The organism is Streptomyces sp. NPDC085927 (assembly GCF_044540975.1).
GTDB classification, from domain to species: domain Bacteria; phylum Actinomycetota; class Actinomycetes; order Streptomycetales; family Streptomycetaceae; genus Streptomyces; species Streptomyces hirsutus.
In genome coordinates this window covers 835485-856852 of record NZ_JBITSN010000001.1, presented here as the reverse complement: position 1 = coordinate 856852, position 21368 = coordinate 835485, and the positions used below count along the sequence as shown (strand labels likewise).

General features: G+C 70.5%; 23 protein-coding genes and 1 tRNA gene. 7 read left to right on the top strand and 17 right to left on the bottom strand.

Annotated features, from left to right (window positions below; all coding sequences use genetic code 11):
* The first annotated feature begins 6 nt into the window (after positions 1 to 6).
* The 4 genes from ACIF80_RS03955 to ACIF80_RS03940 all read left to right on the top strand — a co-directional run bounded on the left by ACIF80_RS03955 (position 7) and on the right by ACIF80_RS03940 (position 4722).
* Entirely contained in the window at positions 7 to 1635 is a 1629-nt protein-coding gene (locus ACIF80_RS03955; protein ID WP_399798947.1) for a NuoM family protein, read from the top strand.
* The gene (locus tag ACIF80_RS03950) at positions 1632 to 3131 is read left to right on the top strand and encodes an NADH-quinone oxidoreductase subunit N (protein ID WP_399798945.1); all 1500 of its coding nucleotides are present in this window, start codon (positions 1632 to 1634) and stop codon (positions 3129 to 3131) included. The genes ACIF80_RS03955 and ACIF80_RS03950 overlap by 4 nt, the downstream gene beginning before the upstream one ends.
* Positions 3132 to 3469: 338 nt before the next feature.
* A complete protein-coding gene (htpX, locus tag ACIF80_RS03945) occupies positions 3470 to 4333 on the top strand; it encodes a zinc metalloprotease HtpX (RefSeq protein ID WP_399798942.1) in 864 nt (287 codons plus the stop codon).
* Positions 4330 to 4722 (top strand): YccF domain-containing protein, encoded by a 393-nt coding sequence (locus ACIF80_RS03940; RefSeq protein ID WP_399798941.1) that lies wholly within the window; start codon positions 4330 to 4332, stop codon positions 4720 to 4722. Before htpX ends, ACIF80_RS03940 begins: the two co-directional genes overlap by 4 nt.
* A 275-nt stretch (positions 4723 to 4997) precedes the next feature.
* Here the strand turns inward: ACIF80_RS03940 and ACIF80_RS03935 are convergent, their stop codons facing one another.
* Positions 4998 to 6248, bottom strand: a complete 1251-nt coding sequence (locus ACIF80_RS03935) for an APC family permease (protein WP_399798939.1) — start codon at positions 6246 to 6248, stop codon at positions 4998 to 5000.
* 142 nt (positions 6249 to 6390) lie between these two features.
* On the opposite strand from ACIF80_RS03935, the gene ACIF80_RS03930 reads away from it, so the two are divergent.
* Positions 6391 to 6657, top strand: coding sequence for a GlsB/YeaQ/YmgE family stress response membrane protein (locus ACIF80_RS03930; protein ID WP_399798936.1), 267 nt, complete (start codon positions 6391 to 6393; stop codon positions 6655 to 6657).
* Between the two features lie 125 nt (positions 6658 to 6782).
* Here ACIF80_RS03930 and ACIF80_RS03925 read toward each other — a convergent pair whose 3' ends face one another.
* On the bottom strand, positions 6783 to 7271 hold the full coding sequence (locus ACIF80_RS03925; protein ID WP_055570592.1) for a YajQ family cyclic di-GMP-binding protein: 489 nt from the start codon (positions 7269 to 7271) through the stop codon (positions 6783 to 6785).
* A gap of 240 nt (positions 7272 to 7511) precedes the next feature.
* Between ACIF80_RS03925 and ACIF80_RS03920 the strand changes: the two genes are divergently transcribed.
* A tRNA-Tyr gene (locus ACIF80_RS03920) sits at positions 7512 to 7593 on the top strand.
* A gap of 164 nt (positions 7594 to 7757) precedes the next feature.
* Here ACIF80_RS03920 and ACIF80_RS03915 read toward each other — a convergent pair.
* The 14 genes from ACIF80_RS03915 to ACIF80_RS03850 all read right to left on the bottom strand — a co-directional run bounded on the left by ACIF80_RS03915 (position 7758) and on the right by ACIF80_RS03850 (position 18671).
* Positions 7758 to 9125 (bottom strand): tyrosine-type recombinase/integrase, encoded by a 1368-nt coding sequence (locus ACIF80_RS03915; protein ID WP_399798933.1) that lies wholly within the window; start codon positions 9123 to 9125, stop codon positions 7758 to 7760.
* 69 nt (positions 9126 to 9194) lie between these two features.
* Complete coding sequence (locus ACIF80_RS03910) at positions 9195 to 9383, bottom strand: helix-turn-helix transcriptional regulator (RefSeq protein WP_399798930.1); 189 nt, start codon at positions 9381 to 9383, stop codon at positions 9195 to 9197.
* A gap of 174 nt (positions 9384 to 9557) precedes the next feature.
* Entirely contained in the window at positions 9558 to 10715 is a 1158-nt protein-coding gene (locus ACIF80_RS03905; RefSeq protein ID WP_399798928.1) for a DUF3631 domain-containing protein, read from the bottom strand.
* Positions 10712 to 11140 (bottom strand): hypothetical protein, encoded by a 429-nt coding sequence (locus ACIF80_RS03900; protein WP_399798926.1) that lies wholly within the window; start codon positions 11138 to 11140, stop codon positions 10712 to 10714. Before ACIF80_RS03900 ends, ACIF80_RS03905 begins: the two co-directional genes overlap by 4 nt.
* Positions 11137 to 12039, bottom strand: a complete 903-nt coding sequence (locus tag ACIF80_RS03895; protein WP_399798924.1) for a bifunctional DNA primase/polymerase — start codon at positions 12037 to 12039, stop codon at positions 11137 to 11139. Before ACIF80_RS03895 ends, ACIF80_RS03900 begins: the two co-directional genes overlap by 4 nt.
* An 89-nt stretch (positions 12040 to 12128) precedes the next feature.
* Positions 12129 to 12593 carry a hypothetical protein gene (locus ACIF80_RS03890; protein ID WP_399798921.1) on the bottom strand — a complete coding sequence of 155 codons (465 nt, stop codon included), beginning with the start codon at positions 12591 to 12593 and terminating at the stop codon, positions 12129 to 12131.
* Between the two features lie 203 nt (positions 12594 to 12796).
* Positions 12797 to 14914, bottom strand: coding sequence for an FtsK/SpoIIIE domain-containing protein (locus ACIF80_RS03885; protein WP_399798918.1), 2118 nt, complete (start codon positions 14912 to 14914; stop codon positions 12797 to 12799).
* Positions 14915 to 15017: 103 nt separating this feature from the next.
* Positions 15018 to 15335, bottom strand: coding sequence for a hypothetical protein (locus ACIF80_RS03880; protein WP_399798915.1), 318 nt, complete (start codon positions 15333 to 15335; stop codon positions 15018 to 15020).
* Between the two features lie 2 nt (positions 15336 to 15337).
* Positions 15338 to 15685 carry an RRQRL motif-containing zinc-binding protein gene (locus ACIF80_RS03875; protein WP_399798914.1) on the bottom strand — a complete coding sequence of 116 codons (348 nt, stop codon included), beginning with the start codon at positions 15683 to 15685 and terminating at the stop codon, positions 15338 to 15340.
* Positions 15682 to 16296: a GGDEF domain-containing protein gene (locus ACIF80_RS03870; RefSeq protein ID WP_399798911.1), complete on the bottom strand. Its 615-nt coding sequence runs from the start codon at positions 16294 to 16296 to the stop codon at positions 15682 to 15684. Before ACIF80_RS03870 ends, ACIF80_RS03875 begins: the two co-directional genes overlap by 4 nt.
* Positions 16293 to 17597: a hypothetical protein gene (locus ACIF80_RS03865; protein WP_399798908.1), complete on the bottom strand. Its 1305-nt coding sequence runs from the start codon at positions 17595 to 17597 to the stop codon at positions 16293 to 16295. The genes ACIF80_RS03870 and ACIF80_RS03865 overlap by 4 nt, the downstream gene beginning before the upstream one ends.
* 2 nt (positions 17598 to 17599) lie before the next feature.
* Positions 17600 to 17962, bottom strand: coding sequence for a hypothetical protein (locus ACIF80_RS03860; protein WP_399798905.1), 363 nt, complete (start codon positions 17960 to 17962; stop codon positions 17600 to 17602).
* Complete coding sequence (locus ACIF80_RS03855; RefSeq protein ID WP_399798903.1) at positions 17959 to 18405, bottom strand: Pycsar system effector family protein; 447 nt, start codon at positions 18403 to 18405, stop codon at positions 17959 to 17961. Before ACIF80_RS03855 ends, ACIF80_RS03860 begins: the two co-directional genes overlap by 4 nt.
* Positions 18402 to 18671, bottom strand: a complete 270-nt coding sequence (locus tag ACIF80_RS03850) for a DUF6284 family protein (protein WP_399798900.1) — start codon at positions 18669 to 18671, stop codon at positions 18402 to 18404. The genes ACIF80_RS03855 and ACIF80_RS03850 overlap by 4 nt, the downstream gene beginning before the upstream one ends.
* Positions 18672 to 19513: 842 nt before the next feature.
* On the opposite strand from ACIF80_RS03850, the gene ACIF80_RS03845 reads away from it, so the two are divergent.
* Complete coding sequence (locus tag ACIF80_RS03845; protein WP_399799430.1) at positions 19514 to 20521, top strand: XRE family transcriptional regulator; 1008 nt, start codon at positions 19514 to 19516, stop codon at positions 20519 to 20521.
* Here ACIF80_RS03845 and ACIF80_RS03840 read toward each other — a convergent pair.
* Positions 20505 to 21293, bottom strand: a complete 789-nt coding sequence (locus tag ACIF80_RS03840; RefSeq protein ID WP_399798898.1) for an NUDIX domain-containing protein — start codon at positions 21291 to 21293, stop codon at positions 20505 to 20507. The genes ACIF80_RS03845 and ACIF80_RS03840 overlap by 17 nt on opposite strands.
* Between the last annotated feature and the right edge of the window lie 75 nt (positions 21294 to 21368).

The following is a 21368-nucleotide window of genomic DNA, read 5'->3' as shown; positions in this document are numbered from 1 at the left end:
CCAGACGTGATCGATATCAGCGAGTCCGTGATGCAGTTCCTTCTGGCGTTCCTCGTCGTCGGCCCGCTCCTGGGTGCCGCCGCCGCTCTCCTCCCGGCCCCGCCGGGACTCAAGGGAAAGTCACCCGACCAGGCCGTGCTCCGGCACGGCGTGACCGTCACCGGCGCCGTCCTCGTCGCGGCGATCGTCCTCGCGCTCGGCTTCGACCACGACCAGCCGTCGAAGATGCAGGCCACGACCGACATCAGCTGGATCCCCGCACTCGACGTGCGGATCCACCTCGGCACCGACGGCATCTCCCTCCCCCTTCTGGTCCTGACCGCACTGCTGACCTTCCTCAGCGCGCTCCACACGTACTTCAAACCGCCCGCCGGCCCGTCCCCGAAGGCCTTCGTCGCCCTGCTGCTCGTCCTCGAGTCCGGCACTCTCGCGGCCTTCGCCGTCCTCGACCTGATCCTGTTCTTCCTCGCCTTCGAGATGGTCCTGATCCCGATGTACTTCCTCATCGCCCGCTGGGGCGGCGAGGGCCGGGCCGGGGCCGCCTGGAAGTTCGTCCTCTACACGGTGCTCGGCTCCGTGGTCATGCTGCTCGGCCTGCTCCTGATCGGAATCAAGGCGGGCACATTCGACATGGTGGCACTCGCCACTGACAACGGCCGGTCACTCACCGTGTCCGTGCAGATCATCGTCGTACTGGCGATCGGGATCGGGCTCGCGGTCAAGACCCCGATGTGGCCGCTGCACAGCTGGCTGCCCGACGCCCACACCGCCGCCCCGACCGTCGGCTCCGTCCTGCTGGCCGGCGTCCTGCTGAAGATGGGCACGTACGGGTTCGTGCGGATCCTGCTCCCCGCCGCACCGGACGGCTTCCGCACGTTCGCCCCCTACCTCGCCGCCTTCGCCGTCGTCGGCATCATCTACGGATCCCTCGCCTGCCTCGCCCTCGCGAGGCAGGGCGCGAAGGGCGACCTCAAACGCCTCATCGCCTACTCCTCCGTCGGCCACATGGGCTTCGTCCTCCTCGGCATCGCCACCATGACCCCGACCGGCGTCAACGGCGCCCTCTTCGCCAACATCGCCCACGGCCTCATCACCGGCCTGCTCTTCTTCCTCGTCGGCGCCCTCAAGGACCGCACCGGCACCGTCGACCTCGACACTCTCTCCCGCCTGTCGTCCGACCTCCGCTCCGCAACGAGCGGCTCCGCCGCACCGGACCGGCTCCCGGCCGGCGCCGCCCTCTACGGCCGGGCGCCGCGCCTCGGCGGACTGCTCGCCTTCGCCGCCGTCGCCTCCCTCGGCCTGCCCGGCCTCGCCGGATTCTGGGGAGAGATGCTCGCCCTCTTCGGCGCGTTCGACCCCGCCGCCGGACTCAGCCGCCCCGCCTTCCTCGTCTTCATGTCGATCGGCGCGTTCGGCACCCTGCTGACCGCGGCGTACCTGCTCGTCGTGGTCCGCAGGGTCTGCATGGGCGCCCCGTCGGAACAGGCCCCCGCGCTCACCGACGTCCGCGGCTACGAGTTCGCGGCCTGGACCCCGCTCGTCGTCCTCACCGTCGTCGCCGGACTGTGGCCCGGGGCCCTGATCGGACTGACCGATCCGGCCGTGCAGCAGCTCCTCACAGGAGGCACCCGATGAGCTCCCTCGTCCAGTCCGTCGACTGGCTCGCCATCGCGCCGCCCGTCATCGCGGCCCTCGTCGGACTCGCCGTCCTCGTCGCCGACCTGTTCGTCGGCGAGGCCAGGAAACCGCTCCTCGGCTGGCTCGCGGTGACCGGACTCGCCGCCGCCACGCTCATGCTGCTGCCCCTCCTCGACGCCGACCGCAGCACGTTCTGCCTGGTCGGCGACCCCGGAGTGTGCAGCTACACCGCCGACCGGTTCACCCTCGTCATCCAGTTCCTGGTGCTCGGCGGCGCGCTCCTGACCGCCCTCCTGTCGGTCACCGCCCTCAAGGACGCCGACAAGCGGCTCCCCGAGGGCGAGTACTGGTTCCTGTTGCTGTCCTCCGCCGCGGGCGCCGCCCTCCTGCCCGCCTCCCGCGACCTCGCGACCCTCGTCGTCGCCCTGGAGGTCGCCTCCCTGCCCGCCTTCGCCCTGGTCGGCCTCAGACACGGAGACCGGAAGTCGTCCGAAGCGGCACTGAAGTTCTTCCTGTCCTCGGTGACCGCCACCGCGGTCAGCCTCCTCGGCATCAGCTTCGTCTACGCCGCCACCGGGACCCTCCACCTCACCCTGGTGGCCGAACGCGTCCAGACCGTCGACGGACAGCTCCAGACCCTCGCCCAGACCGGCGTCGTCCTCACCCTCGTCGGCTTCGCCTTCAAGACGGCCGCCGTCCCCTTCCACTTCTGGGTGCCCGACACCTATGTGGGCGCCCCCCTGCCGGTCGCCGCCTACCTGTCGGTCATCGGCAAGGCGGTCGGCTTCACCGGCCTGATCCTCGTCACCGTCGTCGCCCTCCCGTCGTACGCCGAGGTCTGGGGTCCGGCCCTGGCCGCGCTCGCCGCCCTCACCATGACCGTCGGCAACGTCGGCGCCCTCGGACAGCAGGCCACGCGCGCGTACAGCGCGGTACGCCTCCTGGCCTGGTCCTCCGTCGGCCAGGCCGGTTACCTCCTGGTGCCGATCGCCGCCGCCGCGTACTCCGGCGACGCCGAGAAGTCGATCGGCTCCACCCTCGCCTACGCCCTCATGTACGGCGCGGTGAACCTGGGCGCCTTCGCCGTCGCCGCCCTGGTCGGCCGTACGAAGGTCCTCAACCGGGTCTCCGACTACCGCGGCCTGTACGCCTCCAGCCCGCTCACCGCCCTGCTCCTGGCCTTCTTCCTGCTGTGCCTCGCCGGACTCCCGCCCGGCATCATCGGCCTCTTCGCCAAGGTCACCGTCTTCTCCGCGGCCGTCGACGCCGGACTCGGCTGGCTCGCCGTCGTCATGGCCGTCAACGTCGTCATCGCGCTGGTCTACTACCTCCGCTGGACGGCCCTGCTGTTCCGCGCTCCCGACGGCGAACCGGCCGTGCACCGCGTCCCGGTCCCGCTCACCGCCGCGATCGCCCTCACCGGAGTCCTCGGCGTCGCCCTGTCCGGCGCACCCCAACTGATCCTGCGCTTCACCGACACCGGCCTGTTCTGACCCGGCCCCGGGACCATGCCGGTCCCCGCCTCCGGCCCCTGGCCCCCGAGGCCCGAGATCCCGAGGCCTTCCGCGTCTCCTCCGGCACCCTGCCCTCACCCACCGGCCGAGCTTTTCGGACACCGGACGGGCACGGCCGGCACGGCGCCGAGGACGGCCGTCACCCGGACGGTTTACACGCGCCACCACGCGCCCCGGGGAACCTGTGCCGCTCGCCTGGCGTTGACGAATACGGGAGGGTCCACTGGACGTGAGGCCAACACACCCGGGGCCACCGCAGGTCAGAAGGAAGATCGGCAGACAAGGGTCCCCCCGTCGCACGATTTGGAGGGCGTACCGTGCACCGCCGGCACAACGGGCTCAGAACCGCGGTCCTCCTCGGGGGACTGTCCGCGCTCATCATCGTCATCGGCAGCTTCTTCGGCCGTACGGGCCTCGTTGTCGCTGTCGTGATCGCGCTGGGCACCAACGCGTACGCGTACTGGAACAGCGACAAGCTCGCCCTGCGCGCGATGCGGGCCCGCCCCGTGAGCGAGTTCGAGGCTCCCGGCCTGTACCGCATGGTGCGCGAGCTCTCCACCCAGGCCCGCCAGCCCATGCCCCGCCTGTACATCTCCCCGACTGAGGCGCCCAACGCCTTCGCCACCGGCCGCAACCCGCGCAACGCCGCCGTGTGCTGCACCGAAGGCATCCTGCGCCTGCTCGACGAGCGCGAACTGCGCGGCGTCATCGGCCATGAGCTCAGCCACGTCTACAACCGGGACATCCTGATCTCCTCGGTCGCCGGCGCCCTCGCCTCCGTGATCATGTTCCTGGTCAACTTCGCCTGGCTGATCCCGATCGGCCGTTCCAGTGACGACGACGGCCCCGGCATCCTCGGCATGCTGCTGATCATGATCCTGGGTCCCCTCGCCGCTTCCCTCATCAAGCTGGCCATCAGCCGCTCCCGCGAGTACGAGGCCGATGCCTCCGGCGCTCAGCTGACCGGCGACCCCCTCGCCCTCGCAAGCGCCCTGCGCAAGCTGGAAACGGGCACCAGACAGCTTCCCCTGCCCTCCGAGCCCCGCATCGAGACCGCCAGCCACATGATGATCGCGAACCCGTTCCGCCCGGGCCAGGGGTTCGCGAAGGTGTTTTCGACCCACCCGCCCATGGCGGAACGCATCGCCCGACTCGAGAAGATGGCAGGTCGAACGCAGTGAAGACCATCCTGAACGTCATATGGCTCGTTCTGAGCGGCTTCTGGCTGTTCCTCGGCTACCTGCTCGCGGGCGTCCTGTTGTGCATCACGATCATCGGTATTCCTTTTGGCATCGCCGCCTTCCGGATCGGCGTCTACGCCCTGTGGCCGTTCGGGTACACGGCGGTCGAGCGCAGGGACGCGGGTGCCGCGTCCTTCGTCGGCAACGTGCTGTGGCTGCTCCTCGCGGGCTGGTGGCTGGCCATCGGCCACATCGTCACCGGCCTCGCCCTGTGCGTGACGATCATCGGCATCCCGCTCGGCATCGCCAACTTCAAGATGATCCCTGTTTCGTTGCTCCCGATGGGCCGCGAGATCGTACGCACCGACCAGCCGTTCACGTCCCGCTAGTCCCGCTAGTTCCGTTGGTCTGCTGGAACGACTGGGTTTTCCACAGCACGCAGGCGTGCCGACGAGGGTTGTCCACAGGGTGCCGAGGCTGTCAGTGGCGGCGTGCATCATGGATTCATGACTGAGCGTAAGTGTTCACTGACACGTGGTGGTGCCTGGATTCCAGGTGGCCCAGAAGGCCGGGCCCCACCCGGAACGCCACCTGCTCCTGCCCCGTTATGGGGTCGCCCCGCCGTGGCCCTGCCCTGCCGGACCTCGCCCGGACCCGGGGCGGCCTACCGCCCGGCGACCCTCCACCGCCGTACTCCGTAAACGGCCGCACCCACCGCCAGCACCCCCGCGCCGAGGGCCACGGACGTCCCCGGCAGCGAGAACGCCAGGACCAGACACCCGGCGAGTCCGACCGCCGGCAGTACTCGCGCCACCGGCCCCGGCCGAAGCGTCCAGGCCGACGCGTTGGCCACCGCGTAGTACACCAGCACCCCGAAGGAGGAGAACCCGATCGCGCCCCGTACGTCCACCGTGGCGGCCAGGACGGCGACCACCGCTCCCACGGCCGCCTCCGCCCGATGCGGCACCTGGAACCGGGGGTGGACGGCGGACAGGGAGCCCGGCAGATGCCGGTCCCGGGCCATGGCCAGCACCGTCCGCGACACACCCAGGATCAGGGCGAGCAGCGAACCCAGCGCGGCAGCGACCGCCCCCACCCGTACCACCGGCGTCAGTTCCGGAACCCCGGCCGACCGCACCGCGTCGGCCAGCGGCGCGCCCGAATCACCCAGCCCCTGCGCTCCCAGCACCGAAAGGACGGCGACCGCGACAGCCACGTACACGACCAGCGCGATGCCCAGCGCCAGCGGGATCGCGCGCCGGACGGTACGTGCCGGATCCCGTACCTCCTCGCCGAGGGTCGCGATCCGCGCGTACCCGGCGAAGGCGAAGAACAGCAGACCGGCGGCCTGAAGCACGCCGCCCGCGCCGCCCGGCACCGCGAAGGAGAGGCGTCCGGCATCGGCCTGCCCCGAGGTCAGGCACACGACCACCACGGAAGCGAGGACAGCAAGGACAACGGCCACGATCACCCGCGTCAGCCACGCGGACTTCCGCACACCGCCGTAGTTCACCGCGGTCAGCGCCACGACAGCGGCGACCGCCACGGCGTGGGCCTGCCCCGGCCAGAGGTACGCGCCGACGGTGAGTGCCATCGCCGCACAGGAGGCGGTCTTCCCGACCACGAACGCCCAGCCCGCGAGGTACCCCCAGAACTCCCCGAGCCGCTCCCGCCCGTAGACGTAGGTGCCGCCCGATTCGGGATACAGCGCGGCCAGGCGTGCCGACGACGTGGCGTTGCAGTAGGCGACCACGGCGGCGGCCGCGAGCCCGAGGAGCAGCCCGGGACCGGCCGCCTGTGCCGCGGGCGCCAGAGCGGCGAAAATCCCGGCCCCCACCATGGAGCCGAGACCGATGACGACGGCGTCCCCCACGCCGAGCGTGCGGCGCAGTCCGGAACCGGAGCGGGCTGTCATGAGGCCGCACCCTACTGATCGCGGGAACCGTCACACATGCTCACGCCGTCCTCCGTCCCAACACGGCATGAACGGAACACCGGGCGCGGGCCTCACAGACCGTGCCGGGTGAGAGCACGGTACGAGAGGGCAGGGGCAGGGCATGACGATCATCAGCTGGATCATTCTGGGGCTGCTGGCCGGAGCGATCGCGAAGTTCCTGCTGCCGGGCCGTGACCCGGGCGGCTTCATCGGGACGACCCTCATCGGCGTCGCCGGAGCGTTCATCGGCGGCTGGGTCTCGGCCCGTTGGCTGGACCACCCGATCACCAAGGACTTCTACGACGGCGCCACCTGGGCCGCCGCGATAGGCGGCTCCCTGGTCCTCCTGATCGCCTACCGACTCCTCTTCGGCCACTCACGCGACTGACGCCGCCGGCGTCCCGGGAAACAGCCGCCGGCCGGCCAGGGTGGGCGCCCGGAGACACCCACCCTCCCGCGTACACGCATGCACGCGAAGCCCGCGGCGCACGCGGCTTCGTTCTCCGCCCGGACCTAGCGGTAGTTCACGAACTGCAGGTCGAAGTCGAAGTCCTGGCCCTTGAGCAGGGAGATGACGGCCTGAAGGTCGTCACGGCTCTTGGAGGAGACCCGGAGTTCCTCGCCCTGCACCTGAGCCTTCACACCCTTGGGACCCTCGTCCCGGATGAGCTTCGCCACTTTCTTCGCGTTCTCCTGGGAGATGCCCTCCTGGATCGACGCGAAGAGCTTGTACTCCTTGCCGGAGAGCTGCGGCTCACCGGCGTCCAGGGACTTCAGTGAGATGCCCCGCTTGATCAGCTTGGACTGGAAGACGTCGAGGACAGCCTTCACCCGGTCCTCGGAGTTCGCCTCCAGAAGAATCTTTTCTCCGGACCACGAGATCGAGGCACCCACGCCCTTGAAGTCGTAGCGCTGCGAGATCTCCTTGGCGGTCTGGTTGAGGGCGTTGTCGACCTCCTGCCGCTCGACCTTCGAGACGATGTCGAAACTGGAGTCGGCCATGTCCTGTGGCTCCTTGTATCGGGTTGCGTATGAGGCTGGGAGCCGGATGCGTACCGGCTACCGGCGTATGGGGCGGCCGTCGAGCCCGGCATCGGTCCCGGGCCGCATCCGCACAAGCCTAGCCACCCCGGGGTCCCCGGGTGGCGATCAATCGGGTGGCGAACCACCCCTCCCCATCAGGTATCGTTTACGTCGTTGCCACGGAGCGCCGCCGCAAGGCGGTTCCAGGGCAGCGACCTTGGCGGTGTGCCCGAGCGGCCAAAGGGAGCAGACTGTAAATCTGCCGGCTCAGCCTTCCCAGGTTCGAATCCTGGCGCCGCCACAAGACCGAAAGGGTCTGTGACCAGCAGTAATGCTGATCGCAGACCCTTTCGGCGTTCACCCGGCCTGCCGTGCCGTTATGGGCTGTTTTTCCCAGTGTGTCTCACTTGGATTCGCATGCTGACCAGTGCGTGTGGGGCATGTGTGGGGCAGCGCTCGCGCCTTCTAGCCGCCGTTCTTTAGTGCTTGCTCGATCCGGGCGTTCGCCGTGGCGGCGGCGCCGTCCAGGCACTTCGCGTACACCCGGAACAGCACGGCCACACTGTGGCCGGCGCGCGCGGCGACGACCTGTGGTTCCACTCCAGAGCTGAGCCATGTGGAGACAGCAGCGTGGCGGAGATCATAGGGACGCTTGGCCAACTGCGACGCGCGCTGAGCGGGCGTGAGGGCGCGTGAGCGAGCCTCGGCCCAGACTTCGCCGTATCCGGTGTCTTGGACGAGTCCGCCGCGTTGGGTCCGGAATAGCCGGCCGTCGGGGGCGACGCCGTAAGCGGTGACGTGCCACCGCAGCAGGGCGACAAGGTCAGGCGGAATCGGCACGGTGCGGACAGCCTTCCGGGGCCGGTGCTTGAGCCCGCGCCGATCGTGCGCTTCACCGCTGTCGGTCCACGCCGACCCCGAGCGTGGGCGGGTTTCCCGGAGTCGCAGGGTCCCCCACCCACGGCGGGGCAGGTCGCAGTCCGACAGACGGAGACCGATGACTTCGGCCGGCCGCGCCGCCGCGTAGTACATGCACCCGAAGAACGCCACCAGGCGGCGCCCACGCGGGCTCTGCGTGCGCACGGCATCTAGCAGGGTGAGTGCCTGGCGAGGATCCGGGACAGAAGCAGGGTCCAGTTCCTCGGCCACCTGCTCCGGAGCCTTCCACTGCACCTGCGGCAGAGGGTTGTCCGTGAGACGGCCGGCGTCGACGGCGTAGCCGAGTGCGTTGTGGAAGATGGCCCGCTTCCGACGGATGGTCGACGCGGATGCCGTGGCGCCGTCCAGCTTCTTGGTCAGGGCGTCAAGGGCGGCGCGTACCTGCATGCGGTCGGCGAGCGCGGACGTGGGGAGGGACTTCCGCTCGAACCAGGCGAGCACCGCGGCGACTTCGGCCGGGGGCTCCTCACTGCGGCGGCTCACGTTGAATGCCCAGCTGTAGAGAGCCGTCCGCACCGTTCTGGCATCGGCCATACCCGCCGTGTCCTTCACCAGAGCGGGCGTGACTGTGGCCATGGCTTCGGCAAGCGTCCGCCGGGTCGACCCGGGGGAGTGCTGCCACTTCATCTCGATGTATTCGCGTGCGTGGCGGTACCAACTGACGTCGTTGCGCTGCCGCAGTTCGGCGAGCGGCATTCCGGTCGACTCGTCGAAGGGTTCACCAGCGTGCGCGGCCCGCAGCAGCTCGGCCCGCCGGCCCTCGGCCAGCGTCTTGGTGCGGAACGTCTGGGAGTGTGGAGTCTCACCCGTCTTCCAGCGCAGTTCCGCAGATGCCTGCCGGCGGTCCTTCCGTTGCCGAACGGCCCAGATACGAACGTCGTACGTCTTCCCCATCGGGGGCCTTCCTACGAGAGGGGCCCGGCTTGTGCCGGGCCCCTCGGTGGTGTTTGCGGATCGGTGATGTCAGTAGGCGGGTGAGTCGAGGTTGCTGAGCCACGTGTCGAGGTCGCTGCGACGCACCCGCAGGTGTCCGTTCGGCAGCTTCAGCAGCCGCGGCGCCTGCCCACGGGCGCGCATGCGGTAGAAGGCGGCGCGGCTCATGCCGATTTCGGAGAGGACTTCGGGGAGCTTGAGCATCTTGGTGCCGGCCAAGGTGGTGACTCCTTCTTGGGTGAGGCGTTCGGGGCCCTTCTCAGGAGTCCGCTACATCCGCTACAGCGCTACATCGCAGGTCAGCGGGCGGGTTTTTGTAGCGGATAGGTGGCGTGTAGCGGCTACGCACGCGCTACGCCGTGGCGGGCGTAGCCGCTACACGCTTGGTTGCCGCTACAGATTCAGGGGCTCTGAGCTGGGCTGTAGCGGCGTAGCGGATGTAGCGGAGTCCTGGGGGGCGGGGCAGTAGCGGGCCCACGCGTCGTCCAGGTCGGCGGCGTGGAATCCCTTGAGGACTCCGCCGGCGGTGCGGATGTTGCGGGAGCGGATCGGCTCGTTGTCGGCCGTCATGTACTCCCCGAGCATCCGGGACAGGCGCCGGTTGTCGAGCGGCTTGCCGTTCAGGTCCGCCCACGGGGCATCGTCGAGGGCGTTGAGCCGGTCGATGATGGCGATGGTGGGCAGTCGGTCGATGCCGATGAGGACGTGGTCGCGCAGGTCGGTGAGCAGCCGGATACCGAGGCTGTGCTTGTCGGTGTACTGCGCGGCCTTGACCAACGTCACGCACGCTTCCCGGGCCCGGTGTGGCCAGTCGCCTCCGGCGGCGTCGGCGACGGCGAGCAGCGGTTCCCACACGTCGGCCGGCCGGTCGGTGACCCCGTCCGGCATCTGGGGCCACGCCCCGGTGACCTGGGCGCGGGCGTGTTCGGCCCACTGCGCGAGCCGGTCACGCAGCTTGTGCCCCTCGGCCTCGTGGATGCGGGCCCGGAAGGGTTCCACCTTCTCGTTCCGGGCCCGGCGGCGCATGCGGATGACGACGGAGCGGGTCAGGATCGTGTCCGGCAGCGAGCCGAGACCGGCGACCGCGACCGCGCAGTACGACGGGAACGCCTGAACGGTCTGGTTCCCCCCGTCCCCGATGCACCGATAGGTGACCCCGGAGCGGCGGTGACCGGCGTTGAGGAACCCGCGCAACTCCTCGTTGTCCCCCGCCTTCGGCCCAAAGACGGTGTCGATCTCGTCGAACAGGATGGTCGGCCGGCCGTCGGCCCCGGACACCGCACGGAACAGGGCGGCGGCGGACGCGTTGACGGCCACCATGGGGTGCGGCACGAGGGTTTCCACGATCTCCAGCGCCCGGGACTTCCCCGAACCCGGCTCCGGAGAGAGGAACGCGAGTCGCGGGGTGGAGTCGAAGCAGTCCAACAGGTGCGCGTGCGCGTCCCACAACGCGACGGCCACGTAGGCGGCCTCGGTGGGGAAGACGTTGAACCGTCGGTGGAAGGCTTCCACCTCGTCCAGCAGCGCGGCCCCGTCAATGGTGTCGGTCATGCGGCGTTCCTCCGTTCCAGCGTGGTCGGGGTTCCGGCGCAACCGGGCCGGTGGGCGTCGTACTCGGTGACCAGGGCGGCCACAGCGCGCGGACCGGTGGCGGTGCTGGTCTGCCCGCAGGGGCAGGCGTAGGCGGCGGTCGGCGTGTCGCCGTGCCGGGTGGACCAGCGGGCCCCGTCCCAGTGGTGGCGGTAGACCGGTGGGGCGCAGATGCGGATACCGGGCCGCTCCGGCGTCGGGTCGGCGCTGGGGTGGATGTCGCGGGTCGGGAACCGGTTCGAGCGAGGAAGTGCAGTGACGACGCCCTGACGGGCGGCGCCTTTCGGCTCGCCCATGGCCGGCCGGACGATGCCCGGTTCGGCGGCGTGCGGGTCGGTGGGTGCCGAGGGTTGGCCTTCCAAGCGGGGGCGGGGTGCGGTGGTCATGCCGCCTCCCGGGGCCGGGCGGTGCGCTGGGAGCTGTCCAGGGCGCTGCGGATGGTGGTGCGGCACTCGGCAACGGTGAGTCCGACCGCCTCTCCAGACGCTTGGAAGGCGTCCTCTGCCACGTGCCTCGGGAGGTCGCCCCACGCGACGAACCGCCCCACCTTGAAGGCGCACCGGTTCAACGTGGTGTTGCGCAGCCCGTCCGGCGCGGCGGCGACGACGGCGCATTCGGCTTCCAGTGCGGCCAGCGCCGCGCGGCTCCCGTCGACCGCCGGGAGCCGGAGCGGACCCGCCGGCCGCACGGGGGCCGGTTGCAGGATGGTGTGCAGCCATCGGGGCAGAGGGACGGCCACAGAGCCGCACAGGGCTTCGTACGCTCCAGCGGGCAGGGTGCTGCCAGCGGCGACGACGTATCCGCCCCATGCGCGGGTGTCGACCGAAGCGGCCACGGTCCCCGCGGTGTTGGCGAGCCGGATGCCGTCCGGGGCGGTGAAGTACAGGTGCGTTCCGCCGCTCGCGGTCCGGGTCCGGTAGGTGTCGGGGATGGCGTGGCCGGCGCGCTCGCAGAGCGCTGTGAAGGTTGTCGCGCCGTCAGGCGCGTCCGAACTGCCCTTGTGCTCTGGCGTGTCCAGGTCGACGACGACCAGCCCGGATGGGCCGGTGGCGATGCCGACATTGAACGGCGCGCGTGACCAGGCGGCGTGGATGCGGTCGGGGTCGGTGGTGGCGCGCTGTTCCCACTTGCGGTGCCCGCCGGCGCACGGCCCGGTGCCCTCACAGGTCTTCTCGCCGTGCAGGGCGGGGCGCTTGGTGCCGGGGCGGAGGGGGAAGACGTGCCAGCCGCGTTCGGCGGCGGTCAGGGCCGCGCGCAGCAGCGCGGCACGGGTGTGATGGGTCATGCTGGATGCCTCCAACAGGTTCGTTGCGGACTGGTTGGCAAGGGCGGCCCCGCTTCATTGGCGTGAGTGGGGGGCCGCCCTTGGCGTGGCTACTGGTGGAAGTGGTTGCGCTTGATGACGGCCTTGCGGATGTTGACCGTGGTGCCGCCCCTGTCGCTGGTGCCGGTGAAGATCTGGACGGCGATCCAGCCGCCGAAGACGACGGCGGCCAGGGTGATGAGCTGGGTGATGAACGCGGTGAGCGCGGCGATGAACGAGGTGAGCAGCAGCAGACCGCCGCACACCGCGAGGAAGCCGACGCCTCCGAGGGCGACATTCACCGCGGTCCGGGAGACGGCCGGCACGGTCGTGGCCGGTGTGTGCTGGGTGTGGTCGACGGCGTAGCCGGTGACGATCCGGCCGTCCGGCAGGACGACGCTCGCGACCGCCGGAACGCTGCCCGGCTGCACCGCAACGATCGGCGCCGGGACGGCGACGGCGGGCGGGAACGGGGTGGGGTGGTGGACTTCCACGGCCCGCTGTACGGGCACGTGCGGGGTGTTCTCGGGGTACATGCGGAATCCCTTCCGGCACATGGCCAGGGAGGCACAGACACCCCCTTGGGGGTGCCGTGTGGAGGGGTGTGCGGGGGTCTGACCTGCGTGCCTCCCTGACTCCCTGAACGATCATTCGTGCAGGTCAGGGCCAGGTAGGCGGGTCAGGGAGGCGGTTAGGGAGTTCTCCCTGTCTCCCTGACCTGTCGGCGGTCGGCTCCCTGTCATCCGTCGGCGGAAGCGGAACCCTCGGTGTTGCGGTTGGCGAGGGTGCGGGTCACGCGGTCGCGGGCGACGACCATGACGCCGTCGGACTTGTAGGGTCCGGCGCCGGCGTCGTCGAGGACGCGCTTGAGGTCGAGGAACGACCAGCCGCCGTAGGCGTCCGCGTTCCGCGTGGCGAGCCGGGCCAGCACATCCTTGGTCCGCACGCGGGGCGCGTCGCCGATGACGGCGGCGATGTCGGTGAGCGCGTCGTGTTCTGCGCCCCGGTCGATGGCGTGCAGGGTGGTCACGCCGTCGCGCAGGGCCCTGGCCCGGTCGGTGATGGCCTCGGCCGCGGTGTCGTCGATGTAGTGCGTGCGCACCGTGAGGGAGGACTGTCCGGCCGGGATGGTGATGCCGTCGGAGGCGACGACCAGGGTTCCCCGGTCCAGGCCGGGCCGCAGCAGGTTCGGTGCGGCGCCGCCGTCGACGGCCTTGTCTCCCAGGGCCATGCGGGCCTGCGACTCGGTGCCGAGGGCGAGGGAGGCGCGGGTGTGGGCGCCCTCGCGCACGAGCTTGGGCAGGTTCTCGTTGGTCGGGTCCTGGGTGCCCTGCCACATCAGGACGTTCACCGCCCGCCCCTGGTTGTGGATTTTGCGGACGGCCATGAAGTAGCGGGAGTTGGCCTTGGACCCGCCGTAGGGGCGCTTGTCGGCGTCCTTGGCCGGGCACATGAACGCCACCTGCGCCTCATCGACCAGCACGATCAGCGGCGGAAACGTCGTGCCGGGCGGCGCCTGGATCCGGCGGTTCATCTCGTCCACGGCGCCCTCAACCATCTCGGTCACCTGGATCACGTGCTCATCGGTCGGGCCCTGGATCAGGGTGGTGGCGAGCCCGTCGAACATGGCCCAGTCGCCCACGCCCTTGAGGTCACCCATGAGGAACTGCACCGACCGATCCAGTGACAGCCACAGGGCCAGGGAGCGCAGGGCCACGGTCTTGCCCTGGTTCGACAACCCGGTGATGAGCAGGTGGCGCTGATACAGCGACAGAGCGGCGGCGTCTCCGCGCAGGTCCTGGCCCCAGGGGGCGCGGCCCTTGGCGTAGTCGGCGGTCAGCGTGTCGTCGGTGACCAGCGGCGACGGGCCGATCGGCTCATCCAGCGCCCCCGAGTCGGCCACCCACAGCCGCACCGTGCGCGCGGCGGTCGGGAGGGTGATGAACACCTCGTGCTCGTGACGGGACAGGTTCTCGGCGAGCTTGCGCCGCTTGCTCTGCACCTCGTTCGTCGACACCCCCGAGGGCAGGGTCACGTCGACCTCCACGCCACATCCGGCGATGGTGATTGGTCCGAGCATGGACGCGCCGGCGTCGCCCATCTCCTTGATGGCGCGCGCCAGCGCGGGCACTCCGAGGTCGCGCAGGGCCTTGACCACGATGGACGGGGTGATCGGCTCCCCCTCCCCGGTACGGACGTTCGCGGGAAGCGCCCACTGCGGTGCGGCGTGCTGCTTGCGGCCGACGGACCACAGGGCGAACAGCGCGAGGAACGGGCCGATCGTGAGCGCAGGGCCCCACACGACCTGAACGATCCGGATCAGCAGGGCGATGAAGTCGATGGTCGCCGACAGCGGCGTGATGACGTCCCCGGCCTGGCCGGTGTTGAGGGCCATGACGACCCCGAGGGCGACCAGGACACCGACGCTCATGCCGGCGCCGACGGCGACACCCTTGGCGGCCTCCACGGGCGAGTGCAGGAGGTCCATGCGGCGGTGGTGGCGGGCTGCGCGGAAGCGCTGCAACCGGTCTTCCCACTCTTCGGCCGCTTCCAGGTTCCCCGCGGCTTCCGCCGCCCGGATCATCCGCTCGTAGCGGGCGCCGGTGCGGCCGTCCCAGGTGCGGCGGGCAACGATCCGCACGCCGTTGAACGTGTACAGGCCGTGCCGCGCCACCGCCCGCGCCGTTGCCCGGGTCGACTCGTGCGTGGCGGCCGTCTTCACCGCGCGGCCGGAGCGCACCCACAGCGGCACCGGCCGGGCGGGCGGCGCGTCCGGGAGGATGGTCAGGGTGGTCACGGCCGCCGGTTCGGCGGGCGGGTCGGTGTGCTTGTGGAGGTGGACGACGTTCTCAGACATGCTGGAAGTGCTCCTGACTGCCCCCTGCGGGGGCGGGAGTAAGGGAGAGCCGGGGTGGCCGGGTCCGTGGAAAGAGCGGCCACCCCGGTACTGAAGTGGCTGGTCAGAACCAGCCGGACGACTTCCGCTTGGCCTTGTCGCGGGCGGCCTCGGTCGTCAGGCGCTGCCGCTCGGCGTGCAGGGCGGTCAGTTCAGCGGTCAGCCGCATCTCAGCCGCGCTGCCGGTCGAGTCCATCTGCGCCTCGGCACGGCCGGTGCTGCGGCCCTTCACGACGCGGTAAGAACCGCCGGCCAGAGCGCGGGCCATGGCCCGGCGCTCGCTGCCGTTCAGCGGCCACCACTCACCCCGGCGGACCGCTTCCAGCTTCTTCGCGGTCACCCTGATCTCACGGTCCAGACGGCGCAGGTCGGCATTTCCCATGGTCAGATGCTCCCTTCGGACCCGTGCGGGTCGGGGTGGGCGCAGGGCACGCAGGTGCCGAGCGAGACGGGGATGACGTATCCGGCATCACGCCGGCACTCGGGACAGGTACGGCGGGCCGTGTTCGCCCTGTCCAGCGCCGCCCACTTCGCCGGCGTCATCGGCCGGACGGGCTTGGCCCGGTCGACGCGGTAGAGGTAGGCAACCAGCGGGCCCCGCCGACGGCGCGGCCGTTCGACCTGAGCGGCCACGTCCTGACCGCCGGGCCGCAAGCCCTGCGCGCGCAACTGTCGGCGGGTGGCGTAGCCGTCCGGGGCGAGCCGCCAGCGGTATACGGGCAGGGCGCTCATGCCGTACCCCGGCGGCCGGAGCGTCGTCCGGTGACGCTCGCGAGCAGGCGCCCCAGACCGGCGCGGTGGACGCGGCCGGGTCCGCGCTTGGCCGCGTACATGGCCTCATCCGCCCGCCGCAGCAGCCCCGACAGTTCCTCTCCGGGGTGGTCACCGCGCCTCACCCAGCCGAGGGACACCGTGGTGTGCACCTCGGGTGCGGTGTCGACGGGGCGGGCCAGGATGCGGGCCAGGACGGCGATTTGGTCGGCGGCGGTGCCGTCACGGTCGACCAGGACGGCGGCGAACTCGTCCCCGCCCAACCGGCCAACCACACCGGCACGGCCCACCGCATGGGCGAGCCGGTGAGCTGTTGCGGCGAGCAGGGCGTCACCGGCCGCGTGGCCGTGGACGTCGTTGACCTGCTTGAAACGGTCCACGTCCGCCAGGACCACGACCGCGTGCGGGTTGCGCAGCAGGCGGCGGGCCCGGCGGGTGAACGCGTCCCGGGTCCATAACCCCGTGAGCGGGTCCCGGCGGGCGGTCCGCAGACGGCGGGACATCCACCATCCGTGGACACCCCACACCAGCGTCACACCGGCCGCGATCAGAACCAGAGCCGGTGTGCTCACGAGGTCACCCCCGCCCCGGTCCGCTCGGCGGTCAGAGCGTCGCGCAGGGTGCGGGCGCGCTCGGATGAGGTGTGGACGGCCTTGCGGATGCGGTCGGCCGTCAGGTGCTCGACGGGCCATCCGGCGGTTGCCTGCCGTGCCTCGGTGAGTAGTTCGTCCGGGGTGCGGGCGGGGCGTCGGGCGGGCCGGGCCGACTGCGGGACCCGACCGGTCGCCCGACGGGCGGGACGGGCCGACTGCGCGGCGAGAGTGACCGGCCGTACCGGCTGCGGGTCGGCCGACGGCTTCAGCGGAAGGGCCGACTTCAGGAACCCGACCGGGCGAGCCTCGGGCAGGTTCACCACGACCGGCGCGAGGTCGACTGCGGGTCCGGCCCGGTCGGCCGACTTTCGCAGGTCAGGGGTAGACCGTTCCCTCCCGTTCCTGGTCGATTTCTTGTGCTTCCTGCCGGTTTTTGGTTGGGGGGTGAGGGCGGCTTCGAGGTCGGCGGCCGACTGGACCGCGCGGCGGTGCAGTCGGGGCGTCATCCCGGGGCAGTCGGCCCCGGTCTCGATCGCCCACGCCCGCGCCCACGCCTCTTCGGCCGTCAGGGTGCCCAGCGGGGCGGCGGACAACAGCCGGTCGGCTGTCCGGGCGACCGACCGGTGATGACGGCGCCGCAGCCGACTGTGCCGGCGGGCCGACCGCGCCTCGGGGCTGTCGTCCTCCGAGGCGGCCAGCGTGCACACCCACTGCCGGATCTCGAACAGCACCGGGCCCAGCAGCGTGACCGCCGCCAGCCCGATCCCCGCCGTCGACTGTTCGGCGGGAGACAGGCCAGAGAGGTGGACGCCGTAGCCGTAGTTCACGGACGCGGCGAAACCGGCCGCCGCCACGACGAACAGCCGCAGCAGCCACCGCACCCGCGCCGCCAGGTGCCGGGAGTCCGCGAACGCCACCCCGGCGGCCATCACCCACGCCGCACCTTCCAGCGAGAGAGGCAGCGGCAGCAGCATCGGAGAGATGGCCACGAAGTGCAGCACCTGCGCCGGCAACGACGCCAGACCGGAGGCGACCACCAGGGCCAGCGTCCCGACCCGGTACACGTTCTGCGGTGTCAACGCCTGCCCCCGCCACGCGGCACGCTCCGCACGGCGCCGCGCCTTGTCGGCGGTCTGCTGCGCGGTGAGGCGGGCGGCGCGCTCGTCCTCGGCTCGCTGCCGGTCCTCGCGGCGCCGCTCGGCAGCGGCAGCGTCCAACCGCCGCTGTTCCGCCTGCGTGGCCCGGTCCGCACGCGCCTCAGCGCGGTAATCGACTGTCACACTCATCCCGCACCCCCCGCCGGAATATCGGCGGTGTGCGGGGCGTCGGCGAAGGCAACCAGGTCCACCCGCGCGCCACCGAATGTGCAGTTTGCGCGCAGGACCCGGGTGCGGCTGCCGCCCTGGACGCGGAAGGTGACCGCGTCCGGGGCGATGCCCAGGGCCTCGCGCCATGCCTCGAACGCGGCGAAGCTGACTTCGGTGTCCCCGTCGGGGGTCATGGAGTGCAGCGTCAGTTCCACTTGGGCGGGGTCGATCGGCGACAGGCGGACGTCGGCGGCGGGCAGGTGCCCGAAGTCGAGCGCCAGCATGCGCAGGGCCCGCAACGGCACCGCGAGACCCTCCAGCGTCAGCGTGCCGTTCATGCCGCACCCCCGAGCGTGAGCAGGGCAGCGAGGATGAGCAGAGCGCCGCCGGTCAGGGTGAGGTCGACCGCGCGGCGCAGCCCGCGGAACTTGCGGACGGCGAGGCGGGACAGGCCGGCGATGTCGGCAGCCAGATCCCCGCCGACGGCGGCGCCGATCTCCTCGGCGGTCAGGGTGGCCCACAGCGGGAAGCCGTGCCGCCCGGACAGATTCGGGCGCACCGACCGCAGCAGCAGACCAGCCGCGCCGACCAGCAGCGCCAGACCCACACCGCCCGCCACCATGGCGGGGAGGTTCAGCGACAGGTCACGGGCCCCCGTCCAGGTACCGGCGAGGACCGCGCCGACGAACGCCAGCAACAACGCCGTCTTGGCGTCGGTCCGGGCGATCTCCGCCTTCACCTCGGCATGCGCGGCACTCAGGTTCCGGTCGGCGGCGCTCATGCGGCACCGCCGGGAAGGCTCGCGCCGACGGTGCGGTTGAGCAGCGCGACCGGCGCGGCCAGCGCCCGGCGGCGGGCCCGGCGGATGCGGCGGGCGTCCAGCTCGGTCGGCGTGCGGTCCAGCGTGACGATGTGCGCGTCCAGCAGGCCGACGTCCGCGAGGATCACGGGCATCTCCTGCTCGATCGCGTCCAGCTCCGCAGCCGTCGGCTCCATCCACGGAGCGAACGCGGTAACGGCATCCTGAACAGTGACGATGTGGTTCATGGGTCGTGGTTCCTCTCATACAGGAACGGCCCAACAGCACCCCTCGAAGTAGCCGCTTCGGGGGGTGCGCGCCGTTGAAGTCGGAAGGTCCGGCTCCCCTCGGCCCCGTCCGTACGGCACGCGCACTCAGTGCGGAACCGGACGGGCAGGGGAGGCAACCGGCCGCAGTGATAGCCACTGCGATGGCGGGTTGAGAAGTGGACCGGATTGGCTGCGAGCGCGTGTTCAGCTCACGAACCGAGGTCAAGCACTGGCGCCGCCGGCCAGTCCGTCACGGCGGCGCCCAAAGCTTTCGCTGGCACACGAGAAGCCTCCAACCAGGCGAAGAATCAGGGATTTTGCTGCAAGGGGGCCCAAAGCCCCACTCTCCGGCCGTTGCTCGCGGTCACCGGGCCACCTCGCCAGTCGGGCCGAAGCCCTGTCTCCTGGCCTTGTCGAGCGGTCTTGCAGCGTCCTCCGCCCTTGCACACCACGACCGGGCGTCAGCCCGTAATCTGGTGCGCACCAGTAGATTGCATCTGGTGCGCACCAGAGTCAAGGTAGTTCGCCGATTCGGGTGGCGTTCACCTTGTTGCGGTGCCTCTCCAGGAGACCGTTCGAGGTGGGGTCGCCGGTAGCCAACAGGGCTTAACTCCTGTCCTGTTAACCCCTGTTGACCTGCGGCGATGTGCGGCATGCTGTGAGAGACGGTTAAGGGATCTATCGCCGGACGGTGGCCTGTGAGCACAGGACTTCGAAGCGCGCGGAAGTCGCGCGGCTGGTCGCAGGAGCGACTGGTTCGCGAAATCGAGCAGTACGCCCGGCGGAACGTCACGGACGTTGCGTCGACCGCGAGTCTGCGGGTGTATGTGTCCGAGTGGGAGAACGGAAAGCGCGCCATCTCGGACCGGTACGCGGTCGTCCTGCGGCAGCTTCTCGGCATCACCGATGGGGAACTGAGGGATACCGCGCCGGCACCGGTGGTGCCGTCCGCCGATGGCTATGACGAACTGCTCAGCCGGATCGATGCGGCCGAAAGTGTCAGTGAGTCCATGGTGAAGTCGTTCAACGACCAAACCGAGTTGCTGCGCACCATGGACCGGCAGAGAGGCGCGGCCAGCCTGGTCGACCAGATGACGGGCCACCTTGGCGCTCTCGAAGACGCGCTCAACTTCGCCGTACTGCCGGCCGTCCGTCGGCCCGTGGCTCTCGCTCTCGCGGGTGCGTCGACCCTCGCAGCGTGGCAGGCCATCGACTCAGGAGCGGTCGAGCGCGCATGGCGTCACTACGAACTTGCCAAACGGGCAGCGCGCGACGCGGAAGCCCCGATGTATCTCGCCCATGCCATGGCGGAACAGGCGTACGTGCTCTGCGAGGCCGGGCGGCCGGCCCTCGGTGTCGAACTTGTGCGAGACGCGCGGCGTACCGTCGGCCAAGCCGGTTCCGCTCGACTCCTGGCGTGGCTATCCGCAGCTGAAGCGGAGATCTGCGCTCATGCCGGCATGCCGAACGACAGCCGTCGCGCGCTCGATGTCGCCCTGGCGACCATTCCGCCGGGTCCGGAAGACCGAGACCCCGACATGCTGAGCATCTTCCTGAATGGATCCCACCTCGCCCGATGGCAGGGCAACGTACTCGCTCTGCTCGGCGACGGCGACGCGGTCACCAGCCTGTATGGGGCACTGGAAGACATGGATTCGACATTCGTACGGGCCAGGGCCGGTCTGCATGCCGACCTGGCGCACGCACACCTGTCGCGAGCCGAGTACGACGACGCCCACACCCACCTGAGGCAGGCCCGGCTGCTGGCGAGCCGCACCGGTTCGGTGCGGCAACGCCGTCGCGTCGACATGCTCAGCGCGCGGGCGTAGCCCCCTGCGCGCGCCGGTTCGCCAGGATGTGCAGCAGGGCAACGAGGGTGCCGGACCCCATCAGATCACCGCGGGCCATGAGCCCCGGAACGTCGGCCAGCGGAACCCACTCGATGTGCCCTGACTCCTCCAGGTCGGTCGGCTCGCCAACCCTTTCCGCCCCGTGACCTACGAAGATCTCGTGCGGCGAGTCGACCATGCCCACCATGGGCTGATAGGTCACGACGTGCTCCAGCGACTTCGGACGCCAGCCCGTTTCTTCTGTGACCTCCCGAAGCGCCGTCTCGGCCGGCTCCTCGCCGGCGTCGACGATTCCGCCCGGCAACTCCCAACCGAACTGCTGTGGTACGAAGCGGTACCGCCACATCATCAGAACGCGGTCCTGATCATCGAGGACGGCGGCGATGGCCACGTGATGCAGCTTCACCACGTGATGTTCGAACGGCTTCATACCGGGCGGTTCCACGTCCCAGAGCTGAAGTTTGACCCACCGGTTGTCGTACAGGTCGCGCTCACCGCGGATGCGCCATGGCTCCACGCCGTTCGGGCGCTGGACGCTCACCGCTCCCGGTACTCGGTACGAGCTTCGCCCTCGCACCTCCAATTTCCCCTCAGCAACGAGACGGGCGAGCACTTGCCGTAGTGCCGTCCGGCCGATGCCGAGTTCCTCCACAAGCGTGCGTTCCGAGGGGAACTTGTCACCAGGGGCGTACTCGCCTGACGCGAGCCGCGTATGAAGCGTTTCGTAGACCTTGGCCGTCTTCGGTCCCATCCGCGGAGCACTCTCCGTTCTAAAGTGGTGCGTACCAGCGTAGCCGGGGATGTCGCTGCAGTCATAGACCACCTC

Excerpts from the sequence above, each read along its gene's own strand:
- ACIF80_RS03930 (WP_399798936.1), top strand. The coding sequence starts at position 6,391 with ATGACGATCATCAGCTGGATCATTCTGGGGCTGCTGGCCGGAGCGATC.
- ACIF80_RS03880 (WP_399798915.1), bottom strand. The coding sequence starts at position 15,335 with ATGGGAAATGCCGACCTGCGCCGTCTGGACCGTGAGATCAGGGTGACC.
- ACIF80_RS03925 (WP_055570592.1), bottom strand. The coding sequence starts at position 7,271 with ATGGCCGACTCCAGTTTCGACATCGTCTCGAAGGTCGAGCGGCAGGAG.
- ACIF80_RS03950 (WP_399798945.1), top strand. The coding sequence starts at position 1,632 with ATGAGCTCCCTCGTCCAGTCCGTCGACTGGCTCGCCATCGCGCCGCCC.
- ACIF80_RS03905 (WP_399798928.1), bottom strand. The coding sequence starts at position 10,715 with ATGACCGACACCATTGACGGGGCCGCGCTGCTGGACGAGGTGGAAGCC.
- ACIF80_RS03885 (WP_399798918.1), bottom strand. The coding sequence starts at position 14,914 with ATGTCTGAGAACGTCGTCCACCTCCACAAGCACACCGACCCGCCCGCC.
- ACIF80_RS03840 (WP_399798898.1), bottom strand. The coding sequence starts at position 21,293 with ATGGGACCGAAGACGGCCAAGGTCTACGAAACGCTTCATACGCGGCTC.
- ACIF80_RS03890 (WP_399798921.1), bottom strand. The coding sequence starts at position 12,593 with ATGTACCCCGAGAACACCCCGCACGTGCCCGTACAGCGGGCCGTGGAA.
- ACIF80_RS03850 (WP_399798900.1), bottom strand. The coding sequence starts at position 18,671 with ATGAACCACATCGTCACTGTTCAGGATGCCGTTACCGCGTTCGCTCCG.
- ACIF80_RS03895 (WP_399798924.1), bottom strand. The coding sequence starts at position 12,039 with ATGACCCATCACACCCGTGCCGCGCTGCTGCGCGCGGCCCTGACCGCC.
- ACIF80_RS03855 (WP_399798903.1), bottom strand. The coding sequence starts at position 18,405 with ATGAGCGCCGCCGACCGGAACCTGAGTGCCGCGCATGCCGAGGTGAAG.
- ACIF80_RS03860 (WP_399798905.1), bottom strand. The coding sequence starts at position 17,962 with ATGAACGGCACGCTGACGCTGGAGGGTCTCGCGGTGCCGTTGCGGGCC.
- ACIF80_RS03935 (WP_399798939.1), bottom strand. The coding sequence starts at position 6,248 with ATGACAGCCCGCTCCGGTTCCGGACTGCGCCGCACGCTCGGCGTGGGG.
- ACIF80_RS03875 (WP_399798914.1), bottom strand. The coding sequence starts at position 15,685 with ATGAGCGCCCTGCCCGTATACCGCTGGCGGCTCGCCCCGGACGGCTAC.
- ACIF80_RS03915 (WP_399798933.1), bottom strand. The coding sequence starts at position 9,125 with ATGGGGAAGACGTACGACGTTCGTATCTGGGCCGTTCGGCAACGGAAG.
- ACIF80_RS03900 (WP_399798926.1), bottom strand. The coding sequence starts at position 11,140 with ATGACCACCGCACCCCGCCCCCGCTTGGAAGGCCAACCCTCGGCACCC.